Origin of the sequence: Photobacterium sp. GJ3 (assembly GCF_018199995.1) — a bacterium.
Lineage (GTDB): Bacteria > Pseudomonadota > Gammaproteobacteria > Enterobacterales > Vibrionaceae > Photobacterium.
This window is the reverse complement of record NZ_CP073579.1, coordinates 1381151-1401702: the sequence shown is the minus strand read 5'-3', so window position 1 is coordinate 1401702 and position 20552 is coordinate 1381151. Positions and strand designations below refer to the sequence as shown.

General features: G+C 50.0%; 19 protein-coding genes. 4 read left to right on the top strand and 15 right to left on the bottom strand.

Going from position 1 to position 20552, the window contains the following annotated elements; translation table 11 throughout:
• Window positions 1–125: 125 nt before the first annotated feature.
• The 3 genes from KDD30_RS23065 to KDD30_RS23055 form a co-directional block, all read right to left on the bottom strand.
• On the bottom strand, window positions 126–419 hold the full coding sequence (locus tag KDD30_RS23065; RefSeq protein ID WP_211650900.1) for a hypothetical protein: 294 nt from the start codon (window positions 417–419) through the stop codon (window positions 126–128).
• 276 nt (window positions 420–695) lie between these two features.
• Window positions 696–1784 (bottom strand): poly(3-hydroxybutyrate) depolymerase, encoded by a 1089-nt coding sequence (locus KDD30_RS23060; protein WP_249199378.1) that lies wholly within the window; start codon window positions 1782–1784, stop codon window positions 696–698.
• 118 nt (window positions 1785–1902) lie between these two features.
• Window positions 1903–2787 carry a LysR family transcriptional regulator gene (locus tag KDD30_RS23055; protein WP_211650899.1) on the bottom strand — a complete coding sequence of 295 codons (885 nt, stop codon included), beginning with the start codon at window positions 2785–2787 and terminating at the stop codon, window positions 1903–1905.
• Between the two features lie 96 nt (window positions 2788–2883).
• Between KDD30_RS23055 and KDD30_RS23050 the strand changes: the two genes are divergently transcribed.
• Window positions 2884–3402: a lactoylglutathione lyase family protein gene (locus tag KDD30_RS23050; RefSeq protein ID WP_211650898.1), complete on the top strand. Its 519-nt coding sequence runs from the start codon at window positions 2884–2886 to the stop codon at window positions 3400–3402.
• A gap of 25 nt (window positions 3403–3427) precedes the next feature.
• Here KDD30_RS23050 and KDD30_RS23045 read toward each other — a convergent pair whose 3' ends face one another.
• From KDD30_RS23045 to KDD30_RS23030, 4 genes are all read right to left on the bottom strand, one after another.
• On the bottom strand, window positions 3428–4471 hold the full coding sequence (locus KDD30_RS23045) for a hybrid-cluster NAD(P)-dependent oxidoreductase (protein ID WP_211650897.1): 1044 nt from the start codon (window positions 4469–4471) through the stop codon (window positions 3428–3430).
• Window positions 4472–4533: 62 nt separating this feature from the next.
• On the bottom strand, window positions 4534–6195 hold the full coding sequence (hcp, locus tag KDD30_RS23040; RefSeq protein ID WP_211650896.1) for a hydroxylamine reductase: 1662 nt from the start codon (window positions 6193–6195) through the stop codon (window positions 4534–4536).
• A 175-nt stretch (window positions 6196–6370) separates the two neighbouring features.
• Complete coding sequence (gene norR / locus KDD30_RS23035) at window positions 6371–7900, bottom strand: nitric oxide reductase transcriptional regulator NorR (protein ID WP_211650895.1); 1530 nt, start codon at window positions 7898–7900, stop codon at window positions 6371–6373.
• Between the two features lie 250 nt (window positions 7901–8150).
• Window positions 8151–10130 (bottom strand): BCCT family transporter, encoded by a 1980-nt coding sequence (locus KDD30_RS23030; RefSeq protein WP_211650894.1) that lies wholly within the window; start codon window positions 10128–10130, stop codon window positions 8151–8153.
• Window positions 10131–10788: 658 nt separating this feature from the next.
• Between KDD30_RS23030 and KDD30_RS23025 the strand changes: the two genes are divergently transcribed.
• Window positions 10789–11106 (top strand): hypothetical protein, encoded by a 318-nt coding sequence (locus KDD30_RS23025; protein ID WP_211650893.1) that lies wholly within the window; start codon window positions 10789–10791, stop codon window positions 11104–11106.
• 72 nt (window positions 11107–11178) lie between these two features.
• Here the strand turns inward: KDD30_RS23025 and KDD30_RS23020 are convergent, their stop codons facing one another.
• Genes KDD30_RS23020 through KDD30_RS22995 form a run of 6 tightly spaced genes read right to left on the bottom strand, consistent with a single transcriptional unit; the run spans window position 11179 to window position 15064 of the window.
• Entirely contained in the window at window positions 11179–11796 is a 618-nt protein-coding gene (locus KDD30_RS23020) for a DUF1190 family protein (RefSeq protein WP_211650892.1), read from the bottom strand.
• An 11-nt stretch (window positions 11797–11807) separates the two neighbouring features.
• A complete protein-coding gene (locus KDD30_RS23015) occupies window positions 11808–12224 on the bottom strand; it encodes a DUF350 domain-containing protein (protein WP_211650891.1) in 417 nt (138 codons plus the stop codon).
• A 39-nt stretch (window positions 12225–12263) separates the two neighbouring features.
• Window positions 12264–12899, bottom strand: coding sequence for a YjfK family protein (locus KDD30_RS23010; RefSeq protein WP_211650890.1), 636 nt, complete (start codon window positions 12897–12899; stop codon window positions 12264–12266).
• A 17-nt stretch (window positions 12900–12916) separates the two neighbouring features.
• Window positions 12917–13945, bottom strand: a complete 1029-nt coding sequence (locus tag KDD30_RS23005; RefSeq protein ID WP_211650889.1) for a potassium channel family protein — start codon at window positions 13943–13945, stop codon at window positions 12917–12919.
• Window positions 13946–13982: 37 nt separating this feature from the next.
• Entirely contained in the window at window positions 13983–14669 is a 687-nt protein-coding gene (locus KDD30_RS23000) for a PspA/IM30 family protein (RefSeq protein ID WP_211650888.1), read from the bottom strand.
• The gene (locus tag KDD30_RS22995) at window positions 14666–15064 is read right to left on the bottom strand and encodes a DUF2170 family protein (RefSeq protein ID WP_249199377.1); all 399 of its coding nucleotides are present in this window, start codon (window positions 15062–15064) and stop codon (window positions 14666–14668) included. Before KDD30_RS22995 ends, KDD30_RS23000 begins: the two co-directional genes overlap by 4 nt.
• A gap of 427 nt (window positions 15065–15491) precedes the next feature.
• Here KDD30_RS22995 and KDD30_RS22990 point away from each other — a divergent pair, with 427 nt between their 5' ends.
• Together KDD30_RS22990 and KDD30_RS22985 are read left to right on the top strand one after the other, a co-directional pair.
• Entirely contained in the window at window positions 15492–16481 is a 990-nt protein-coding gene (locus KDD30_RS22990; RefSeq protein WP_211650886.1) for a hypothetical protein, read from the top strand.
• 249 nt (window positions 16482–16730) lie between these two features.
• Window positions 16731–18488, top strand: a complete 1758-nt coding sequence (locus KDD30_RS22985; RefSeq protein ID WP_211650885.1) for a hypothetical protein — start codon at window positions 16731–16733, stop codon at window positions 18486–18488.
• Window positions 18489–18585: 97 nt separating this feature from the next.
• Here the strand turns inward: KDD30_RS22985 and KDD30_RS22980 are convergent, their stop codons facing one another.
• On the bottom strand, window positions 18586–19359 hold the full coding sequence (locus tag KDD30_RS22980; protein ID WP_211651947.1) for a DUF1194 domain-containing protein: 774 nt from the start codon (window positions 19357–19359) through the stop codon (window positions 18586–18588).
• 213 nt (window positions 19360–19572) lie between these two features.
• A complete protein-coding gene (locus KDD30_RS22975) occupies window positions 19573–20472 on the bottom strand; it encodes a LysR substrate-binding domain-containing protein (protein ID WP_211650884.1) in 900 nt (299 codons plus the stop codon).
• Window positions 20473–20552 lie beyond the last annotated feature (80 nt).

Below are 20552 nucleotides of genomic sequence, written 5' to 3'. Positions count from 1 at the left end.
ATCCGACAGTGCCAAAAAAGTTGGGCAGACTTGTGGGCCCGGACCATAGAATCGATGAAAACCTGAGGCAGACCTGTCAGATCTGCCTCAGTGAACTGACCGAAGGGAATCACGGGATTTGCGGTTTAATTGCCGGGGGTGATGTTCATTTCAAGGCGATAATCTGCGACTTCATCCCGGCGGGCGGCTGCACGCATCATGTAGACCCGGACTTTATAATCGCCACTGGCCGAGAGCTGACCTTCATATTGATTGCCATTGACGGAGCCGATAAACATCGCCGCTTCATTCTCTCCCGGTGCGAGGATGTTGAAATAGGCGGATGTATTTTGGGTGGCCATGCTGACATTCATCTGCTGGCCTTCTTTGGCGTTCAGCACATAGTCAACAATCTGATAGCCTTTGATACTTCCTTCCACGGTGGCACTACTGGCCCCTTTTTGAACTGAACCCGCTCGGTGCGAATGTCGTTTGCAGAAGCGGTGAATGAACCCAGAAGTAACAACAGACTCATGGCGGATGAGATAACCGGTATCAAGCGAACCTGAATATTCATATGACTTCTCCATCACAGGTTGAGACCGCACCGACCGCAGACAACGGTCGGCACAGGATGGATTCAGTATGGACGGCGTGTTGAAAATACCCAACCCTGTTCAGGATCGAATTATGATTCCGGGGGCGGCCATGGGCCATTAAATTGCAGCACGGGTTAAGCGTGAAATCATGCGCTGAATGGCCTGCATTTGCGGGGCATCTTTGGTGTGGTAGTTGAAGGGCGGTTGCCCCATGCTGCCATAGCCCCAAAAATCCCAGCAACCCCGCGGGTTGTAAGGTACAAATTCGGACTTCTTCACCTGCGGAAACAGCACGATGATGTTGTTGGTGTCTGCAATTTCAAGATAACCGGTTTCTGTCACAAAAGTGGTGCCGATAACGGATATCCCCTGACGGCAGCCATGCACGGCAACGTGAATTTTGCAGGATTCGCTGCGGCAGCCTTTGGGAATATACACATAAGCCGTGTCATCCATACTGGAGAGCGACGAGCTGAAAAATTCACCCTGATCAAAAGCCAGCAACTCCCCGCTCAGGCTGTTCGCTTCTGGTTTCAATGGGCCGTAGATATGTTCGAGGATACGTTGTGCCTGGTGGTGTTCGCAGTGATTGATATAAGGTGACTGGGTGATATCACAGGCGGTATCAGCTGGATCATCGGTAATAAATGCGTGGCCGGCATCTAAGCTTTTGTCGTAATGGATTTGTGCATCCGGCACATCCAGCTTCCGATAAAACGTTGTCGCGGTATCAACGACGCCGGTGACGACGGTTTCATCCAGACGCCCGGAGAACAGATAAATTTGGTCGTCTTTCAGGTTGTCCGGATTGTCAATCCGACCGTTTCTGGCGGTCACTCTCGCTAGTTCAGAAAGATAACCGCTGTTGGGAAACAGGGTTGAGGGGCAGACACCCAAGGTATTTGCGCAGGGATTCATACAGGTTGTCGTGGCATTGACCAGCGGATTGACAAATGGATTATTCCCGGCGCAATTCCAGGGTCCCCCGGCGACAATGCCAACGCCCATCAGGGATTCAGAATATGCAACGTGGAACTGAGCTGCCATGAACCCACCGGACGAGAGGCCGGATATTGAGGTTTGATCGGCCCTGGCGTTCAACGCGGGTAATGGGACCGTCGTCCCCTGCGCTTGCGAACTGCAGAAAAACAGGATGAATAAAAAGGTCAGCTGTGTCAGAGCGTGTATGGTGTTGGATTGCTGCATAGGAGTGCCTCCTGCCGAGATTGTACGTCCTGTCGATGAGCATTATCTTTGGTTGGAGTATAGGTGCGAATATGCGCTTTGTTGTGTAAGTGTGAATTCCGGATTTGTGCGTTTCCGATTAACCCAACTGCATCGCCTGCCGGATACAATCCATGAACCAGACATAACGGGACGGCAGTTCCCGATGACGTTTACGAACAAGGTAGAGTGATTCGCGGACGTTCACACAGCGGTGCAGGATTCGCAGTTGTTGATTGTAAGGAGATTCCTGAATCGTGCGCTCAGGCAAGACAGTAAATCCCAGTCCGAGAGAAACCGGTAACAGAATCTGGCTGAGCTGATTGATATAGCCGTGCACCGGTAATGTTTCGGGTTGTATAGGAAAAGGCAGATCAGGCAGGACGCTATCAAGATTGCGGCGGGCATTGGGGTGATCGATGAAACCAGTTTCGCTGAGTAACGTCTCCGACAGCGTTTCTTTCGGTACAGATGCCGAAAATACAAGACACAGCGTTTCTTCACCGATGCGTTCTGATTCAAAACGAGCCTGAGCCGGCGGTTCCGTCATGATGCCTAATTCGACTTCATCTTGTTCCAGCAAGTGAAGGACACGTTGATCCGGCGCGGATTCAACAGCAATGGTCAGCCCCGGATGGGCCAGTTGTCGTTGAAGAAATAGGGGATAGAGCTGATTCGCCAGCGTCCCGGACATCGCAAAGCGACATGGTCCGGTTTCAGGATTGTCCAGTAACAATGCGGAAGCCAAATGCTGTTCCTGGGCCATCAGTGACTGACAATGCTGGTAAAGCACAGTGCCTGCACGGGTTAACTCAAATTTTTTCCCGATACGTGTCAGCAGTGGTTGACCCAATTGCGCTTCCAGTTTGCGGATATGCTGGCTGACCCCAGGCTGTGTCATGTGGAGCCGGGCAGCGGTTTCAGTAAACTGACCGACATCGACCAGTGTCGAAAACGTATGAAGCCATTGTCTGTTGAGTTTCATGGATAACATTATGTAATGGTAATGAGAATAAATGATAATTTTTAATGCTCATTTTAGCGAATTAAAGTGGAGCCCTGAACAAAAAGAGGGTTCATCATGAAGACAGAAATACAGACGCCTTATCCAAGAACATTTTCCCATATCGGGATTTCAGTGCCCGATCTGGAAGCGGCTGTGAAGTTCTATACCGAAGTGCTCGGTTGGTATCTGATCATGCCACCAACTGAAATCGTGGAAGATGACAGTGCGATTGGTGAAATGTGTACGGATGTGTTTGGCGCAGGCTGGCGTCGTTTTCGGATTGCGCACCTCTCTACGGGGGATCGGATTGGTGTAGAGCTGTTCCAGTTCGAGAACCAGCAACAGCCGGAAGACAACTTTGAATACTGGAAAACCGGCGTATTCCACTTCTGTGTGCAAGATCCGAATGTCGAGGAACTGGCAGAGCGGATCGTGGCTGCAGGCGGAAAAAAACGGATGAAAGCACCTCGCTATTATTATCCGGGCGAGAAGCCATACCGGATGATTTACATGGAAGACCCGTTCGGGAACATTCTGGAAATTTACAGCCACAGCTATGAACTGCACTACGCCAGCGGTGCCTACAGCAAGTGAACAGATTTTAGTTGGCTGAACGCTTTCAGCCAATGTTTACCTCTAAATCTGATTGAATGGTTGAAGAACAGGCCAGTACATAACCTTGCTCTATTTCTTCAGGTGTGAGCGTTTCCTGGCTGGTGGACGACACACTGCCTGCTCGCACCTTACATTTACATGAGCCGCAAATGCCGCTTCGACATGCCACGATCAGCGGCAAACCCGCATCTTCCAGAACATCTGCCAGAACCTGTCCTTTGTTCGCCTGAATACTTTGAGAAAAGTCTGGCACAGTCACCATTACATGTTCATCAGACAGTTGAACATCTTCCCGGGGTGTCGGGGTAAAGCTCTCCTGATGAAACTGATTCATATTGAAATCAAGTTGTTTTAAATATTGCTGAGTATCAAGCATGAATTGATCCGGGCCACATAAATAGATAGTACGTTCTTTAAAATCCGGTACAAGTTGAGTTATCCAGTCCGCGTTCAGGCGACCTTGTGGATGAGAGGTGCCCTGATTGTTTTTGAGCAAGAGCTCAAGATGAAAGTTTGGATAGATGGCATCCAGCGTTTCCAGCTGATCAAAATAAATGGTTTCTTCCGGGCTACGGGCAATATGCAGAAATGCGATATCCACATTCTCCCGGTTATTTAACCAGGATGTTGCCATGGAGAAGACAGGAGTCACTCCGCAGCCAGCACTGATGAGCAGTGCTTTTGCGTGTCCGTTGATTGTTTGTGGCGGATGATCGATACAGTTAAAGTCACCCGCTGGAGGCAGGGCCTGAACTGTGTCTCCCGGTAATAAGGAATCGATAATGTAGTTAGAGACCTTGCCCCCTGCCACACGCTTAATGGTGAATTGAAGGTGTTCATCTTCGACAGCAGAGCTGATTGAATAAGCCCGAAACGCCATTTTTCCCGCAATTTCGACGCCCAGATTAACAAACTGTCCCGGTTTGAATTGAAATAGCAGTGACTCACTGAGTTCAGACAGCCTGATAGTGACAGCATCTTGAGTTTCCGCATATTTGCCAACACAGCGGAGTGTTACAGCCTGATTCGCTTGCCATTCAAAAAACATAATCATCTCTTGGTTGTGGTTGATAAAGCCCCTGAGTTGGGGCTTATTGAAGTCGACTTGTATTACGCGGCCAGAATTGTTTTCAGATCTTCCTGAACATTGCCAATGCTGCGCATATCAAATTTCTCTTGCAGCATTGCAATCAGGTTCGGCGTCAGAAATGCAGGTGCGGTCGGGCCGGTATAAATACCTTTCACACCGAGTGCGAATAGTGTTAACAGGACAACAATTGCCTTTTGCTCAAACCACGAAAGCACCAGAGTCAGCGGCAGATCATTGATCCCGCAGTCGAATTCACTTGCCAGAGCCAAGGCGAGCTGGATTGCTGAGTAGGCATCGTTGCACTGGCCAACATCCAATAAACGGGGAATGCCGTTGATTTCACCGAAGGTGTTTTTGTTGAAACGGAACTTGCCGCAGGCCAGCGTCAGGATCAGGGTGTCTTCCGGTGCTTCTGCTGTGAAATCGGTGTAATAACTGCGTTCCGTTTTGTCGCCGTCACAGCCACCCACGAGGAAGAAATGTCTGATGTTGCCTTGTTTGACTTGATCGATCACAGCCGGTGCAGCATTCATCAACGCATTGCGACCAAAACCCACGGTAATATGATGCTCGATTTCATCATGCTGAAAGCCCGGCAGAGCCAGTGCGCATTCAATCACCTGACTGAAGTCATCCCCTTCAATGTGGGCGACGCCTGGCCAGCCCACGATACTGCGTGTGAAAAGACGGTCTGCATACTGGCCCAGATTGGGATTGAGCAGGCAGTTTGAAGTCATCACAATCGCGCCGGGGAAGTTGGCGAACTCTTTCTGCTGGTTCTGCCAGGCGCTGCCGTAGTTACCAACCAGATGGGCGTATTTTTTCAGCTCCGGATAGCCGTGCGCGGGGAGCATCTCACCATTAGTGTATACCTTGATGCCTTTGCCTTCGGTTTGCTGCAGAATTTTTTCAAGGTCATGTAAGTCATGACCGGAGACCAGAATGCATTTTCCTTTGACGGGTTTGACGTTCACAGTGCTTGGCTCCGGGTGCCCGAACGCGGATGTCTCGCCGCGGTCAAGCATCTCCATAACTTTGTAGTTCATGAGGCCAATACGCATGGAACACTCCAGTAGAGCATTCAAGTCGTCTGGATCCGTGCCCAGCCAGGCCATGATGTCATGATATTCGGCGTAAATGTCATTGCTGGTCTGCTCAAGGACGCGGGCGTGCTCCATGTAAGCGGCAGCGCCTTTCAGGCCATACAGACATAACAGGCGAAGACCGATGACATCTTCATGCAGCTTATCTTTACCGCGGTTAACCGCAACCTGAGGCGCGAATGCAACGATGTCTTCGGCTGTTTGCGGTAGCTCGAAGGTTGCGACGGCAGGCAGTTCAGAAATGGGCTGGTTGGCCAATGCCGCTGCCGCGGTGACTTTTGTTTTCAGGCGTAATTTGTAGGATTCGGCTTGGGATGTCAGTTCCAGAATACGAGCCGGGTCGAAGTTAACGTTGGTCAGTGTCGAGAAGAATGCTTTGGGTGCCCATTGATTGATTTCATGATCCATGATGCCAAATTCGAGCGCTTTTGTTGCCCAAAAAGAAACGCCTTGCAGTGTGTAGACCAGTACATCTTGCAGATCAGAGACTTCGGCCGTTTTACCGCACATCCCTTTTGCAAATGAACAGCCTTTGATCGCAGGGGTTTGAAGTGTCTGCTCGCATTGAATACAGAACATATTGGGTTCTCCAGTGATTTTAACCAGATTTGGTTTTGCATCTCACCAGACTGCACGATGTGTGCCATATCATAATATATTGATTTTATAGCTTTTTTGTTGGTTTTTGAAAGTTAGATGTTGTGATAATCACAACAGCTTCGATGTCTGAATGACATCGAAGCTGGCTCGGTTACTATCGAGTAATTCCAAGTTTTCTACCCATACGATAGAGGTTTCCCCGATCCATCTGTAAAAACTCGGCAGCTTTTGCCCAGACACGGTTCGTTTTGTTTAATGCGTGCTCAATCAGATCCTTCTGATAGTCCTCAACCAGTTCACGCATCGGTTGGCTTGTGGTCGGTAGATGATGTGATGTGATTTTGACATCGTTCAAGGTAAGAGTTGCATCAAAGTGATTGAGCATGATGGTGCCTGAACCTTGCTGGATAGCGTATAAAGCAGCCCGTGTGAGTGTGTGTTCTAACTCACGAACGTTGCCATACCAGGGCAAAAATTCAAATTGTGCCAGTACCTTGGGGTGAACATGGAGGTTGGGTGTATTGAACTGTTGACGCACTTTTTCCAGTAAATATCCGGCTAGCACAGGAATATCGCCGTCTCGGGTGCGTAGTGGCGGGACGTGGATGGGAAATACATTCAAACGATGAAACAAGTCTGCCCGGAAGGTACCATCTTCCACCTCTTTTTCAAGCTGTCGGTTGGTCGCAGCTATGATGCGAACATTTACGATCAAGTGTTGGTCACTGCCGACCCGCTGTAACTCGCCTTGCTGGATAACCCGCAGTAGTTTTGCCTGTAAAATTAAGGGTAACTCACCGACTTCATCCAAGAAAATTGTGCCCCCATCGGCCAGTTCAAACTTACCCGTCCGATGACAGTTTGCGCCGGTAAAAGCACCTTTGACGTGACCAAACAGCTCACTTTCCGCCAGGCCTTCTGGCAGTGCAGCACAGTTCACATAAATCATTGGTTTGTCGCTGCGATGTGATTGTGCATGAACTGAATGAGCAACCAACTCTTTGCCTGTTCCGGTTTCTCCTGTGATCAAGACGGCATAATCTGATTGAGCCACCGTGGCGATATTGCTGCGCAGCTGTTTGATTGGCTGGCTGAGGCCTATGATTTCCCCGTGCTGAGAGCGTGCTTGCCGGATCAGTGTCTGAGTGACATTTTTCTGCTTTTGGTTCTGTGCTTTCAATGCTTTCAGCTGGGAGATATTACGCAGTGTTGCGGCGGTTAATGCTGCGAAAGTTTTGATGGCAACAGGATCTATTTTGTCAAAGGCCCCCACTGAGAGTGCATCCATCGTTAGTACGCCTATCAGCTGATCTTCGACATATAAGCTGAATCCCATGCAATCATGAACGTCGATACACTGATCTGCTGTGAGTAAAGTACCGTCGAAAGGATCCGGTAGCGGGCAATCAGCATCAAAACGAACAGGCTGATGGCTCTGAATCATCGCGTGGAGCCTTGGGTGCGCTTTCGGGAAATATCGTCTTCCTAAGACAGAAGCGGATAAGCCTCTCACTGCCACAGGCGTCAGGAAACCCTCTTCATCAAAGATAAACAGACAACAGGCATCAGAAGGGAATACTTTTTCAATTGTATCAATGATGGTTTGATACTGTTGTTCATGGGAACGATTGGAACTGAGATTTAATGCAATATTCAGCAGCGCTTGATCAAGATTCAACGACATCATCACACCAGGGAAGTGGTTCTGGATGTCAATGCTAGCAAGATGATGTCATTTGAACATCTCCAGGGATCTGGAGAGTGATGTTTTATTGACGACAATCAAGGGCGAGGCAATTATTTTGCTTCAGAAGGCGAAATGATGAATGTTCAGTGCTTTGTGTATCGCTGTCATGAGGCTAGGATCTTATCCGGTATAAAAAAGCCAGCTTCGTAATGAAGCTGGCTTATGCAGTTACTGCAGTCTGGTGGCCTTAAGACAGGACAGGCTCTTCCTGAATGTTTTCCGAGGTGGCCAGATGCAGGAAGTGCATGTGGCGTTCATACTGGCTCACAGCATCCGCAATAATCTGGTCTTTGGTGTAACCCATCACATCATATTGCTGGCCGCCCTGAAGCAGGAAAACTTCCGCGCGATAGTAGTCATCGTAAGATTCATTCGCGTAAGCTGGCAGGGCGAAGTGACGCAGACGAATGCCGTAGGCAAAATCTTCAACGTCTTCTTTCTCAACCACCAGGCGAACCCGGGACTCATCATCCAGAACCTGCAGTTTCGCTGCCAGTCCCTGTGCTTCCATTTCATTCATCAAAGTTTCCAGCGCTGGAATGGCGGTTGTTTTGATGAACTTTTCAGCTTCTTCCTGTTTTGGATGACTCACCAAAGCAGAAATTCGGGTTTTCCAGCTCACACTGGTTTGTGTGTACTGCAGCGTCGTATTGTGGTTCTGAATACTGTTTTGCAGCATGTAGTCATTGCGCAGGGCTTTGAACAGACAGTAGCAGAACAGCAGCATCAGAATCATGATTGGGAACGCACTGGCGATGGTCATTGTCTGCAAGGCAGACAAGCCGCCAGCTGCCAGCAATGCTGCAGCCACAATCCCTTCAATGACGGCCCAGAAGACACGCTGCCAGACTGGTGGCTCAGCCGCACCACCCGATGTCAGGGTATCAATGACCAGAGAGCCGGAGTCTGAAGAGCTGACAAAGAAAGTGATGACCAGTGCCACACCAATGACGGACAAGACGGATGACATGGGCATATGTTCGAAGAACTTAAACAACGCAACCGGCACATTTTCGCTCACCGCCTGGCTCAGATAGGCTGCGCCATGGTTCATGATGGCGTCAATCGCGGTGTTACCGAACGCAGTGAACCACAGGAAACCGAACAAAGATGGGATCAGCAATACACCCACCAGGAATTCACGGATGGTCCGGCCGCGTGAAATACGGGCAATGAACATTCCGACAAAGGGTGACCAGGAAACCCACCAGCCCCAGTACAGCAGCGTCCAGCCGCCGATCCAGTCTTCTTTGGGCTCGTAGGCGTACAGGTTGAACGTTTTGTTCACGATGTCACTCAGGTAAGAGCCTGTGTTCTGAACAAAAGACTTCATGATCAATGCGGTCGGGCCGGCAATAATCACGACGGCCAGCAGCAATACCGCCAGAAACATGTTGATGTTCGACAGGCGCTTGATGCCCCCGTCCAGACCCATCACGACCGAAGCGGTTGCAATCAGGGTAATGGCAGCAATCAATCCAACCTGCACGCCCGTGGTTTGTGGCAGGTCAAACAGATAGTTGAAACCTGCATTCACCTGAACCACACCAAAACCGAGTGAGGTGGCGACACCGAACAGCGTACCAATCACGGCAAAGATATCGATCACATGGCCAATCGGGCCGTAGATCTTGTCACCAATCAGCGGGTACAGTGCTGAACGCGGCAGTAAAGGCAGCTTATGACGATAGGCAAAGTAAGCCATGGCCAGTGCAACCAGCGCGTAAATGCCCCAGGCATGCAAACCCCAGTGGAAGAAAGTGATTTTCATCGCTTCCCGGGCCGCTTCGACACTTTGTGGATCGCCCACCGGCGGTGACGTAAAGTGCATCACGGGCTCAGCGACACCAAAGAACATCAGGCCAATGCCCATCCCTGCGGAGAACAGCATGGCCAGCCAGGAAGTATAGGTGTAGTCCGGTTCGGAGTGATCCGGACCCAACTTGATATCACCCAAGCGGCTGAACATCACGAGAATGAGGAAGATCAGAAAAATTGCAACCGCCAGAATGTAAATCCAGCTTGCTTGCGTAATGACCCAGCTTTGAATGTTTTTGAAATAGGCTTCCATGGCTTGTGGCCACACGACGCCAATGAATGACAAGACAGCAATAAAAATTGCTGAGGTAAAAAATACCGGTTTATTTAAATCTGACTTAAATTCCATAAATCCTTCAAACTTTACGGTGCAATATGTCCGATTAAGGGGGCGCTATCGTAATGGCGCTGGTCAAAGCAAAAATTGATGCAGATCAATGAATCGGACGGCATCGTTGACTGCTTATGAAGCAAAATTATGCAGCTTGACCTTTTGTCAGGCAGAGTTTCAACATTTTCTACCTGCACGAAACCGGCAAGATATTAACAATAAATTGATTAGTGTTCAAAGTGTGATCTGGTTAAAATTTTTGTGAAAATGAGTCAACATCACGGTAATTGGTTGTTTTTAAACATCTATCAACATTTCTGAGATGGTGGAATAAATTTGAGCCCGATTGTTTTGAGCTGTAAGTTTTTGCGCAGGATCGACGAGATTTTTGCATACCAATGCCTGATCCGATCTGCTGATGAATGGGCCTCCTCATCACAAAGAATTTGAATCCGTATTGAGCTGAGCTTGTGCGTTTGCGAAATTTTCCCTGATGAAATGCGATCCGCCATAGAGTTTAGGTCAATTGTTGAATTGCAATGAGACACATAAACTATTTTCGGTTTATGGTCACTTTTTGTTTGCTGTTCATGCGATTCAGGCAAAAAGATAGCAATAGTTATTCTTTTAAGGAATTTGTGCGCGAGAGCCTGCCTGGTGCGGGTTTTCAGATTGAGTGCCTTTCGAAGACCAGTTCGCTTTTGTTGAAAGTGAATCCTATGACTATCGATTTCCGCTGGACCGTGGGCCAGTCACAATCAAAATCCGTGACAGAGACCCAATCAAGAAAGACATCGATCTGGGGGCACTCACGATCGACGAGAGTCAGTATAGTACGTTGAAGGATCTGGGGGCTCAGGTGGTTGTCCTTTCCGGGATGGGAGATACGGAGGCAGGAGAGCAGGGCGCGATTTACTATCTTTGTTACAGTGTGGGTGAAGAAGATTACGCGAAAGCGCCGACACCTGAAGCGCAGGGATACGCGACGTACTAATGCTTCAATTGCCAGAAATGAAATAAAAAGAGCGCATTCAGCGCTCTTTTTGTCATGGCAACCGGGTTTGGATTAGCCACCCCAGCTTCGGCTGGAGCTGGAAGAACTGCTCCAACTGGATTTAGCTGCTGCACTGGAGCCAAATCCACCCCGGGAAATGGTACGGGTCACGGTTGGTTTGGGTTTCATCTGCTCTTTGCCGATGAGCACTTTCGCTTTCTTATAGCGATATGAACCGTAATCGTAACCGTCGGCTGTCATCCAGCGGCCATAATAGCGGCTGCTCGGATACGAAGAACTGAACATGGGCTGGCTGTAATAGCCACGCTGGTTATCAATCAGACGGGCAAACATAAAACCAGCCATGGCTGGCATAAACCAGTTGTTGTTCGGCGCTTCCACACAGCTGTTCATACCAAATTCTTCCGTACAGTCACGGCGGGTTGAGAATTTGGGTGCGGTGCGGGCAGCCTCTTTCAATGCATCTTCATAGGCCATTTCACATTGTGTGGCGTAGCCGGGGTTATCACTTTTACAGTCGTTGAGGGTATGGTAAAGCCGCGCGTCTTCTTTCGTTTCACTACACCCAGCCAGCAATCCTGCTGAAATTGCTGCGGTGACCGGTGCAACAGCAAAAGAGCGCCATTGCTTTCGCATGCCAGGTAGATTGACTTCTTTGGTCCGTTTCATCGCACTTCCCCTCAGTAGGTCATGCAGGCTGCGTTCAGCAGGCCAACGGATACCGAAGTTGCAGCCATCAGCAGACCCGCAGGGATCTCGCCAGCTTCAATGCGCTCGGCAATTTTAGGCATGAAACCAATACGTACAATGACATAAGCCAGCATCTGTGCCAGTAACGCCACGACGCCCCAGATAGCGAAATCCACAAAATTCACAGAGTTGCTGGCAGCACCTGCAACCGCCAGCGAGTAACCCACGATTGAACCGGACAGCGTGATCGCTGCTGCTGTATTTTTCTCTTCTTTCACCAATTTCCATTCATCGTAAGGGGTGACCCGAACGAAAATGATTTTGAACAGCATCAGAAACAGAATCGAAATCGAAAAATAGATTGCAAATGAGCCTAACCCTGCGAGTGATTGTGTTAGTAATTCCATGTAAATCCCTAAAAAATAATAGTTTTTGTGTTATCTGATTCAGCCGATGAGTTTAAAATCGGTTGGGCTGAGATCAAATCCGGTGCTCAAGACCAGGCTTCGTTCGGCCCGGTTATTGAAAATCTTTTCTTCGGCGGCAACCAGCAGTACTTCGGTCGTGGACGGTGCTGCTTCCCGCTCGTAAAGCATGACAAACTGATCCGTTCTGTTGGTGGAACCATTTTGCAGCCAGGTGGTTTCCGTCATCGCAACCGGGCGGCTGTTATCCCAGAGTTTATCGAAGCTGAATTCTTCCAGAGTCCACTGACTTTTGACGATCTGATGATCCAGCTGATGTTGCCACTCACTGTCGGTGTCAATGGGTTTACTGTCGTAGAAATAGAACAGTTTCACCTCACTGACATCGGCATCAGACTCGCCATGGGCCAGGACCTGAACAAAGCCGTCGTCGTCGGTGTAGTACCGAATCAGACGAGTCTGCTCATCCAGCTGGACTTCTCCGACCGCCTGAATCAGATGCGTTCGCGCGGCCCCTTCGATGATCAGCGAGGGTTCGGTCAGACGCAGCTTCAGATCATCCAGCTCAAACGCTCCACCCAGTCTCAGACCGAGGATTTCCGGAGCTTTCGGACCCGTATCCTGCGGCTGATTGCGTTTTTTAAACCAGTCAAACATCAATGCTCCTCGCTGGCTCAGTCAGGCCAGTTGAATTGGTCTATCCGCTCATCCGCGATATAGAAGATATTGGTACCCGGCGTGACTTCCAGATCCAGCGCCGGATTGAGCTCAATCCCATCGCCCCGGTCGATACCGATTAATGTGGCATCATGCTCAGCTTTAAACAGGGTGAACAACTGGCTGATCGGCGTGCTCACACCGTTGGCAGGAAAACGTACTGCGTACTGAGTCATGCCATGATGGGTACTCAGCAGTTCGTGGTGTAAACCGCTTGAGCCCGGGTCAACTGCAGCTTTGGCCAGCATTTCCACGGCCACAGACGGAATACATTCGGCATTCGGACAGTGGCTTTTCAGCAGGTCACTCAGCGTTTCATCATGAAAATAAGCCAGCAGGTGTGCCTGCGGATTCCGGCTGGCACAGTACAATGCTGCAGCCAGAGTCACGTCGTCTTCTTCGTTATCAATGATGATGCAACTGGCGCTGCCGATCCCGGCTCTGTCCATGCTTGCTGTGTCGGTAAAACTGACCACACGCACAAAGTCGATTTCGCCCGGCAGTGGATTTTCCATTTCAGGACGAACACACAGCACAATGTGTCGACGGGTTCGCTCTTCATGTTGCAGCATTTTGATCAGATGCAGGGTTCGCTGGTGATTCCAGCCGAGTACCAGAATGTGGTTCTCCACGTTGATTCTCCGTTTGCCAAGCAGGCTGCTTTTCCAGTAACTGATAAACACGGTGGCCAGACGGCCAATCCCAATGGCGAATAATCCCAGACCGCCCGGAATTACGAACAGGGAAACGACCCATTGACCGGCGATGGTCTGCGGTGAAAAATCACCGTAACCGACAGTCGAGGCAGTCACCACGAGGTAATAAATGAAGCGGCTTGCTGAGTGAGTCAGATCTTGCTCACCCGCCAATTCAAGAAGTATCCAGCTTAACCCGACATAGATCACCAGGGTCATGAGCAGGTTGCGGCCATTGAGCTGATTGAATTGTTGATGGGCCCAGCGACGGACCCACAACCAGATTGTCATGCCTTTCTCCTCAATCCTTCAGAGGCATGGCGCCTGCTTAGCGACCGAGAATACGTGCCAGTTCATCTTCAGCAGAGGCTTGGCCACCGCTTTTGATGCCAGCATCAGCAAGTTTTTTCTCCAGCGCAGAACCGGACTGTTCCTCCGCCATTTCAGCAGAGGCTTCCAATTGTGCCGCTTTTTCGGCCTGACGCTGTTTGATGCGCTCCAACGACGAAGCTGCCGTGTGCATCTTGGTGTTTGCACCGACGTGGCTGGCTGAAACGGCAGACTGTGCTTTTTGCACGGCTTCTGTTGCTTTCACCACATCAACCTGTTGTTCCAGCTGACGCAGTTTGTCTTTCGCCTGTGCGATGTTGCCACGCAGGCTCTGTTCAGACGTGTTGAATTGATCGAGGTACGTTTGTTCGGTTTGCTGCTCGTTCCGCAGGTTTGCCACTTTCTGAGCGCACTCCAGCGCCAGATCCTGCTGACCTTTGTCCATCGCATTGCGGGCATAGGCTTCATACTCGGTAATCCCCAGATTAAAGCTTTCGACTTTTTGCTGGGACATTTTGCGCTTGGCGACAATTTTAACCAGCGCTTCGTCTGAACGGCGAAGCTCTTCCTTCGCTTCACGAATTTCCTGATCAAGGATACGCAGGGCCTGGCTGTCGACGACGGCTTCAGCGGCTTCGTTTGCACCGCCACGGACTGCGGTGAACAGTTTTTTCCACACACTCATGCTGTTTGCTCCTTGAAGTGGTCCTGATACAGATCGATAAAGGCTTCAACGTTACGGAATAGCGTCGCGACTTCAATGACAACACTTTCAGCTTTGGACTGAGACGACAGAGAACCAAAGGCAATGTAGTAATCATTGTCATTGATTGTGTTCAGGCCAATGGTCGACAGCGGGAACAGCTTGTGTGTACGCAGAACTTCGCGGTTCAGTGCATCGGTATCTTTGACCTGAGCGGCATCGAACAACACGACTTCAACCAGAATCTGTTCGCCTGAAACCGCCAGAAAGGCTTCAATGTTGTCTTCATTGCGGATCAGCAGTGCCTGACCCTGTAATTCGACTTGCCAGCCGTCATGCTCAGACAGCAGGGGAGCCAGATCGGAAAGTTGCCACATAGTCAGCATCCTTTGATTAAAAAAACAATTTCAAGAGTCATCCGGCAGCGCGTGCAGCGCTGCAGATTACTATTTCCAGACATTTGACTGATCCCTGCTGATGAAGTTCCTGATTTTAGGTCAGCTTCGCAGCGAACAGCGGGGGATAAAGCGTCTTTATCCTGGGTCTGCATTGACCATTCTCGGGTCAACAAAACCTAATATAAGGCAATTGGGCGACAGAGTATGCCTTTGAACTCATAGAGACAGGTCGATTTTTTGTGGTTGAAGTCCGGTTTTGTGATATTGGCCTGAGAATTAAAACACATTGAATTCGATGAAAAAAATGACAAGTCGGTTAATTCTGATTTCTCGTCTCTTTTAACTGAATATAGCGAGGGTTGCGACAGCTATACTTAGCAGCAGTGCTGACCGCTGAGGAATGACAATGACCAAGAAGAATCTGCTGTTGCGGTTTATCTTGCCTCTGTTGCTGGCGATGGTGCTGGGGGCTGTGGTGCTGAAATTTTATACCTATCACACACGACCCGCAGAGCTCAGCCTGACGGGCGTGGATCTCGCCCCGTTTTCAGATGAAAAATCAGGGTTGCTGAAGCCTGAACTGCTCGCGATCAGCCAGCCCGAATACAGCGCTATGCTGGCGGCAACGTCGCCAGAGGCAGAACAGACTCTTGCCGGTGAATGCCAGCGCTGGGCTGAAGTTCTGCCGTCCTGGTTACTCTGTGATACACCCGGTTATTTGCTGAATACCGATTCACAGGCGCAGTTCAAAGCGCCTAATCAATTAATCGCAGCGGGCAGCCTCAGTGCGAATGCCTTGCAGTCAATGGTGTCTGTTTACCGGATTGAGCGGGATCCCGAGGCTGAAGGCAGCTTGATTTCCCGGTTGGATATCTATGAACACGACGATGGTGTGCCTCATTATTATCGGTACGACACCGCAGGCAAACTCATCAATAGACCGTTGAGTGAGATGCCTCAGCCGATCGCCTATGTGGAGGAGGTGGTGAATCCGACGCTGCAACCCACCTTGCGCTTTACCTTTTCAAATCGTGGGGCCAGAGATGCAACCCTGACCCGTATTCGCAGTGAGCGGATCTTTGTGGTCTTCCCATCCGCGCAGGCAGGATATCTTGGGGAGCAGTTACCGCCCCGGGTCACATTGCAAGCACCGGGAATCAGTCTTGGGCCAGACAATGATGAATCTGTCACCCTCGCTGATCCGGTTGTCATTCAGCCAGAGCGAGAGAAAGCCCTGGAAGTACCGGTGAACATTCTGGATTTGGGAAAAGGGGACACACCGGGATATCTGCTGGTTCGCTTTCTCGTCGATTATTCGGATGGCAGTCAGCAACGCACGGCTTTACTGGGGAACTTTCTGTTTACCGATCATGTCCTGTTGCCTTTGGGGGAATGACATCAGGAGGTATTTCTTTCGTTGCTGCCTGGGAAGAGCCGCGTGATTTTTATTGGGTGCTCACCCTTTGGTCCTGAACTGACGAATGAATGAGGCAGTTTTTACCGAAATTATCGATATGTCTGATCAAACTTTCTTTTTTGTGAAAGCCTTGCATTTGCAAGGCTTTCTATTATTTCCGGTATGCGTATAGTCATACAAAAAATTATATGACTCACAATATTGAAGCAAAGGGATGAGAGAGCGCTTATGAGAAACCCATTGATTTTATTCTTTCTCTTAGCTGTTCTGAGTGGCTGTGCAAGCAATATTCAGCCCACTCGAATGGAGAATCATCAGCCCTTGCCTCCGGGCAATGGTGTGGTGGCTGTTCAGGTTATTAATAATACGGAAGCCCTGGGGGCTTTACATGATCATTGGACCGAAGTTCTGGTGATGCGAACCGATAATATTGAAGCGATTAAACAGGCCGCTGTCGAAAAGTCCGGTGTGAAAGACATTGACCCTGACCTGCTTGAGTGGGAGCCCGATTTTTATTCGCTGGTTCCTTCTACACAGGGCGTGATTGACAGTCAGTTATTTGTCGGGACGATGCCGGAGGGCAGTTATCTGATTACCAAACTGTACAGTTACTACTCAGATGGCAATGTGAGTTCCTGGCTTTCCATGCCTGTGGGTTTCAGTGCAGGCAAGTTCGACGTGCGAAACAATCAGATCACCAATCTTGGCACGCTTGGCTTTCAGCCATTACTGAATGTGAAATCAGCCTCGTTCTGGAATAACACAAGCGCTCAGAAAGCTTATGTCGCCCGACTGGATGAACAGCAGCATCTGGAAAAGTTTGTGCTGAATCAGTACCCGAAAATTGCTGAAACGCTGGATTTGCAGGCCATAGGCAGCTGGCAACAGGACCAGCTGGATGAAATCAGAATGAAGCTGGGTGAGTTATCTCGTGCGAATGCTTATGGCGATGATGCAATTGCGCTGAATCAATTTGCCAGAGGGGCCATCGCTGCGAAATTTGGACAGCTGAGAGTGCTGGGCCACGATGGTCAGTGGTTCCAGGTGGACTTGCCGACGAACGCGCAGGTTGCTTCTGTACTGGAATTGGATCATCAGATTGCCGTGGGCGGTGAGCGCGGACAATTGTTTGTTGCGAATGGCTGGCATGATCACTGGCAAATACTTTCTCCGGTCCCGGCGAGTGAAGCCATTCTGTGGATGGGTAAAGGCAAAGGGAGCTACTACGCATTGACGCGTTCTGCGATGACTCATTCCGTGTATCAGTTCGAGCATATTCAGCATGAATGGAAGAAAATCGGCTCTTTCAATCAAAAACCGGCAAATGGTGGCTGGGTCCAGAACGGGGGGCTGTTTCCGCTGATCAATGCGAAGGGTCAGATACGTATTCTGAACGATAATCAGAAATCGGATTTCGATGTCACCACCGGCCAATGGATTGTTTCTGAATCAGAACCCCTGGTGAAAATGGCCAGACTCAATGATGGTGTTTTAATGGGTCTGTCGGTAAGTCAGTGGGATGGTGTGGGGGATCAGATCATCAGCTTCAATGATGGAGATGCGTGGCAGACGATTCAGCGTCACCTGTATTTTTTGGGTGACGGTAAGACAGAGCGAAGCCTGCCTGCAATGACAGAGGATGGCGTTGTGGTTTCTCTGGGGCGCGTTGTTGCTAACAATGGCGACAGTGCGCTGAAACTGATTTCCGCGAAAAGGGATCGGCTCAGTGATCAAGAGGCATGGCAGCATCATGGTGCTTCTAAAGCGGGTTGTGAAACCATGTTGCCTGAGCTGACTGATAAAAACATGCTGTATTTTTTGTGTGATCAGGGGCAGGTTGTGCGTACGGCTGACTTCGGAGAACACTGGGAAACGGTTGTGCCTATGGATATTGCCGGAATGCAGCAAGAATTCGAGGAATTTATCCGCGTCGCCAAAGAGCAAGCCATGAAAACTGCCGCGACCGCCGAAGGTGAAAGTCTGTAAATGCGTGTCACCGGGAATCGATGATGCACCGAGGATGATGGAAAGCCCCTGTTGTCAGGAGCTTTCTGTTATTTGGGAGAGGAAGAAGGGATACCGGTTATTGTTTCTGGCGGCGGCGAAGAAGGCCCAGTCCGAGAACGCCGAGACCTAAAAAGGCCATGGAGGTTGGCTCCGGCATATCAGTGATCTCTCGACCAAACTTACGGACCAGTGCATCCTGAAAGTCTGAACCAAAGTTACTGGCTTCAAGATAAAAACCTAATGGCGTGTCTGCCGGATTGATCCCGACTAAAGCTTCAAGGAAGCTCTGATCAACGCCACCGACGCCCAGTGCGTTAATGGTGATCCCCAAATCACGGGCTGCATTGGCAGCAATCAGCGCATTCGTACTGGGATCGCCCGGATCATTGTCGGACGTTGGCACACCGTCCGTGGAGATATCAATCACGAACTTGTAATCCTGTGAGCCGATTGAGAATGCAGCCATCGCATCCAGAATCGCGTCTTGTGTGTTGGTCGACCCGCCGGCGTAAGACGCGCCATTCGTCAGGTCGGTTGCAAAGCCAGCCGCTGCGGCATCACTGTCGAGCAGTGTCCAGTCGACGACCTGCACGGCGGTGCCGGAGAAGGTCCATGCGCTGACGTAAACCTCGGTATAAGGGCTTGGATCGATGAAGGTGTTGTAAAAGCCGGCTGAATTTAAAATGTTGGTATAGCCACTGATTTGGTTGGCAAAATCCGTGGAACCTATACTGCCTGAACCATCAATTAACAGGGCCAGTTCTAAAATATCCGCGTTGGCCTGCATGCTGGTGCCCAGTGTTGCGGCCAGTGCAACCGGAATCAAAGCTTTTTTAATCGACAATGACATTAGATTACTCCTCACGTACGACAGAATCGGGGGTGAACACCCAACTAAGTTGGTCGTAAGGGATGAGCAATTTCGGTGCCATCATGCTAAGGCATTAATTCCTCGTCATCTTTGGGATGAGCTTGTCGTCAGATGTAAAAAATACTGACACCTTTTCTCAGTCATCGCAGCCAGGGCGGTCTTTCGCCTGAGAAAGGTGTAAAAAATCCTGACTCACTCACTGAGCTGGCTGAATTCACTGCGGAGCCAGGCCCGCAGGGTCATCACACTTTCCTGTTTTAATTTGTCGCGGTGGCACACGAGAAAATAAGCCTGCTGCGGATTGAGCACCGCAGGCCCGACCTCGGCCAGCAACCCTTGCCGAATATCGTCCCGGACAAACAATCGATGGGTTACCAGCACGCCGAGCCCGCGTAAGGTGGCCTGAACAGCATGCGCCGACGTTGTGAAACATAAGTTCCGTTGCTGGGCGGGCACTCGGTACTGATTGGCCTGACACCAGAGATGCCAGTCATTCTGTCTTCTGGGATTGGTGACGAAGACCGGGGAATGGTGCAGCAGGAGTTGTTCCGGGGTATTGACCGATGACTCGGACAATAAGCGGGGGGAACACACCAGAATCAGTTCATCATCGCCCAGTTTTTCACAATGATAATTTTTCCAGTCGTCGGGACGGCCATGAATCAAGGCGACATCCACGCCCTCTTTGTCGAGATCAAACACATGAGTCAGCGTCGAAATCCGGATATCAATCTGAGGCGCCATCGCCTGGAATTCCGGCACTCGGGGAATCCACCAGTGAAGGGCCAGCGAATTCACCATATTCAGGGTGATTCGCTGCTGGTTCTGTTGCTGTAAGGATTCACCGGCCTCAACAATTTGTTCCAGTGCCGGTGCAACCTGGCGGTAATACTTGCGGCCGTTCCGGTTGAGCTCAACCCGCCGGCCAACCCGCTGGAACAGCGGCAAGCCCAACTGACTCTCCAGCGACTTAATCGCCTGACTGATGGCCGAATGGCTCACACTGAGCACATCGGCAGCGTCGGTCATACTGCCGGTTTCCGCGACGGCGACAAAAGCATAAATAGACTTCAGGGGAATGAATTTTCTCATCTGTAAGTTTTTCTTACGGGTTTGGTTAATATTATTCGCTTTTTTATCATTTGTAACCCGGCTAGACTCCTCGCCAGCTA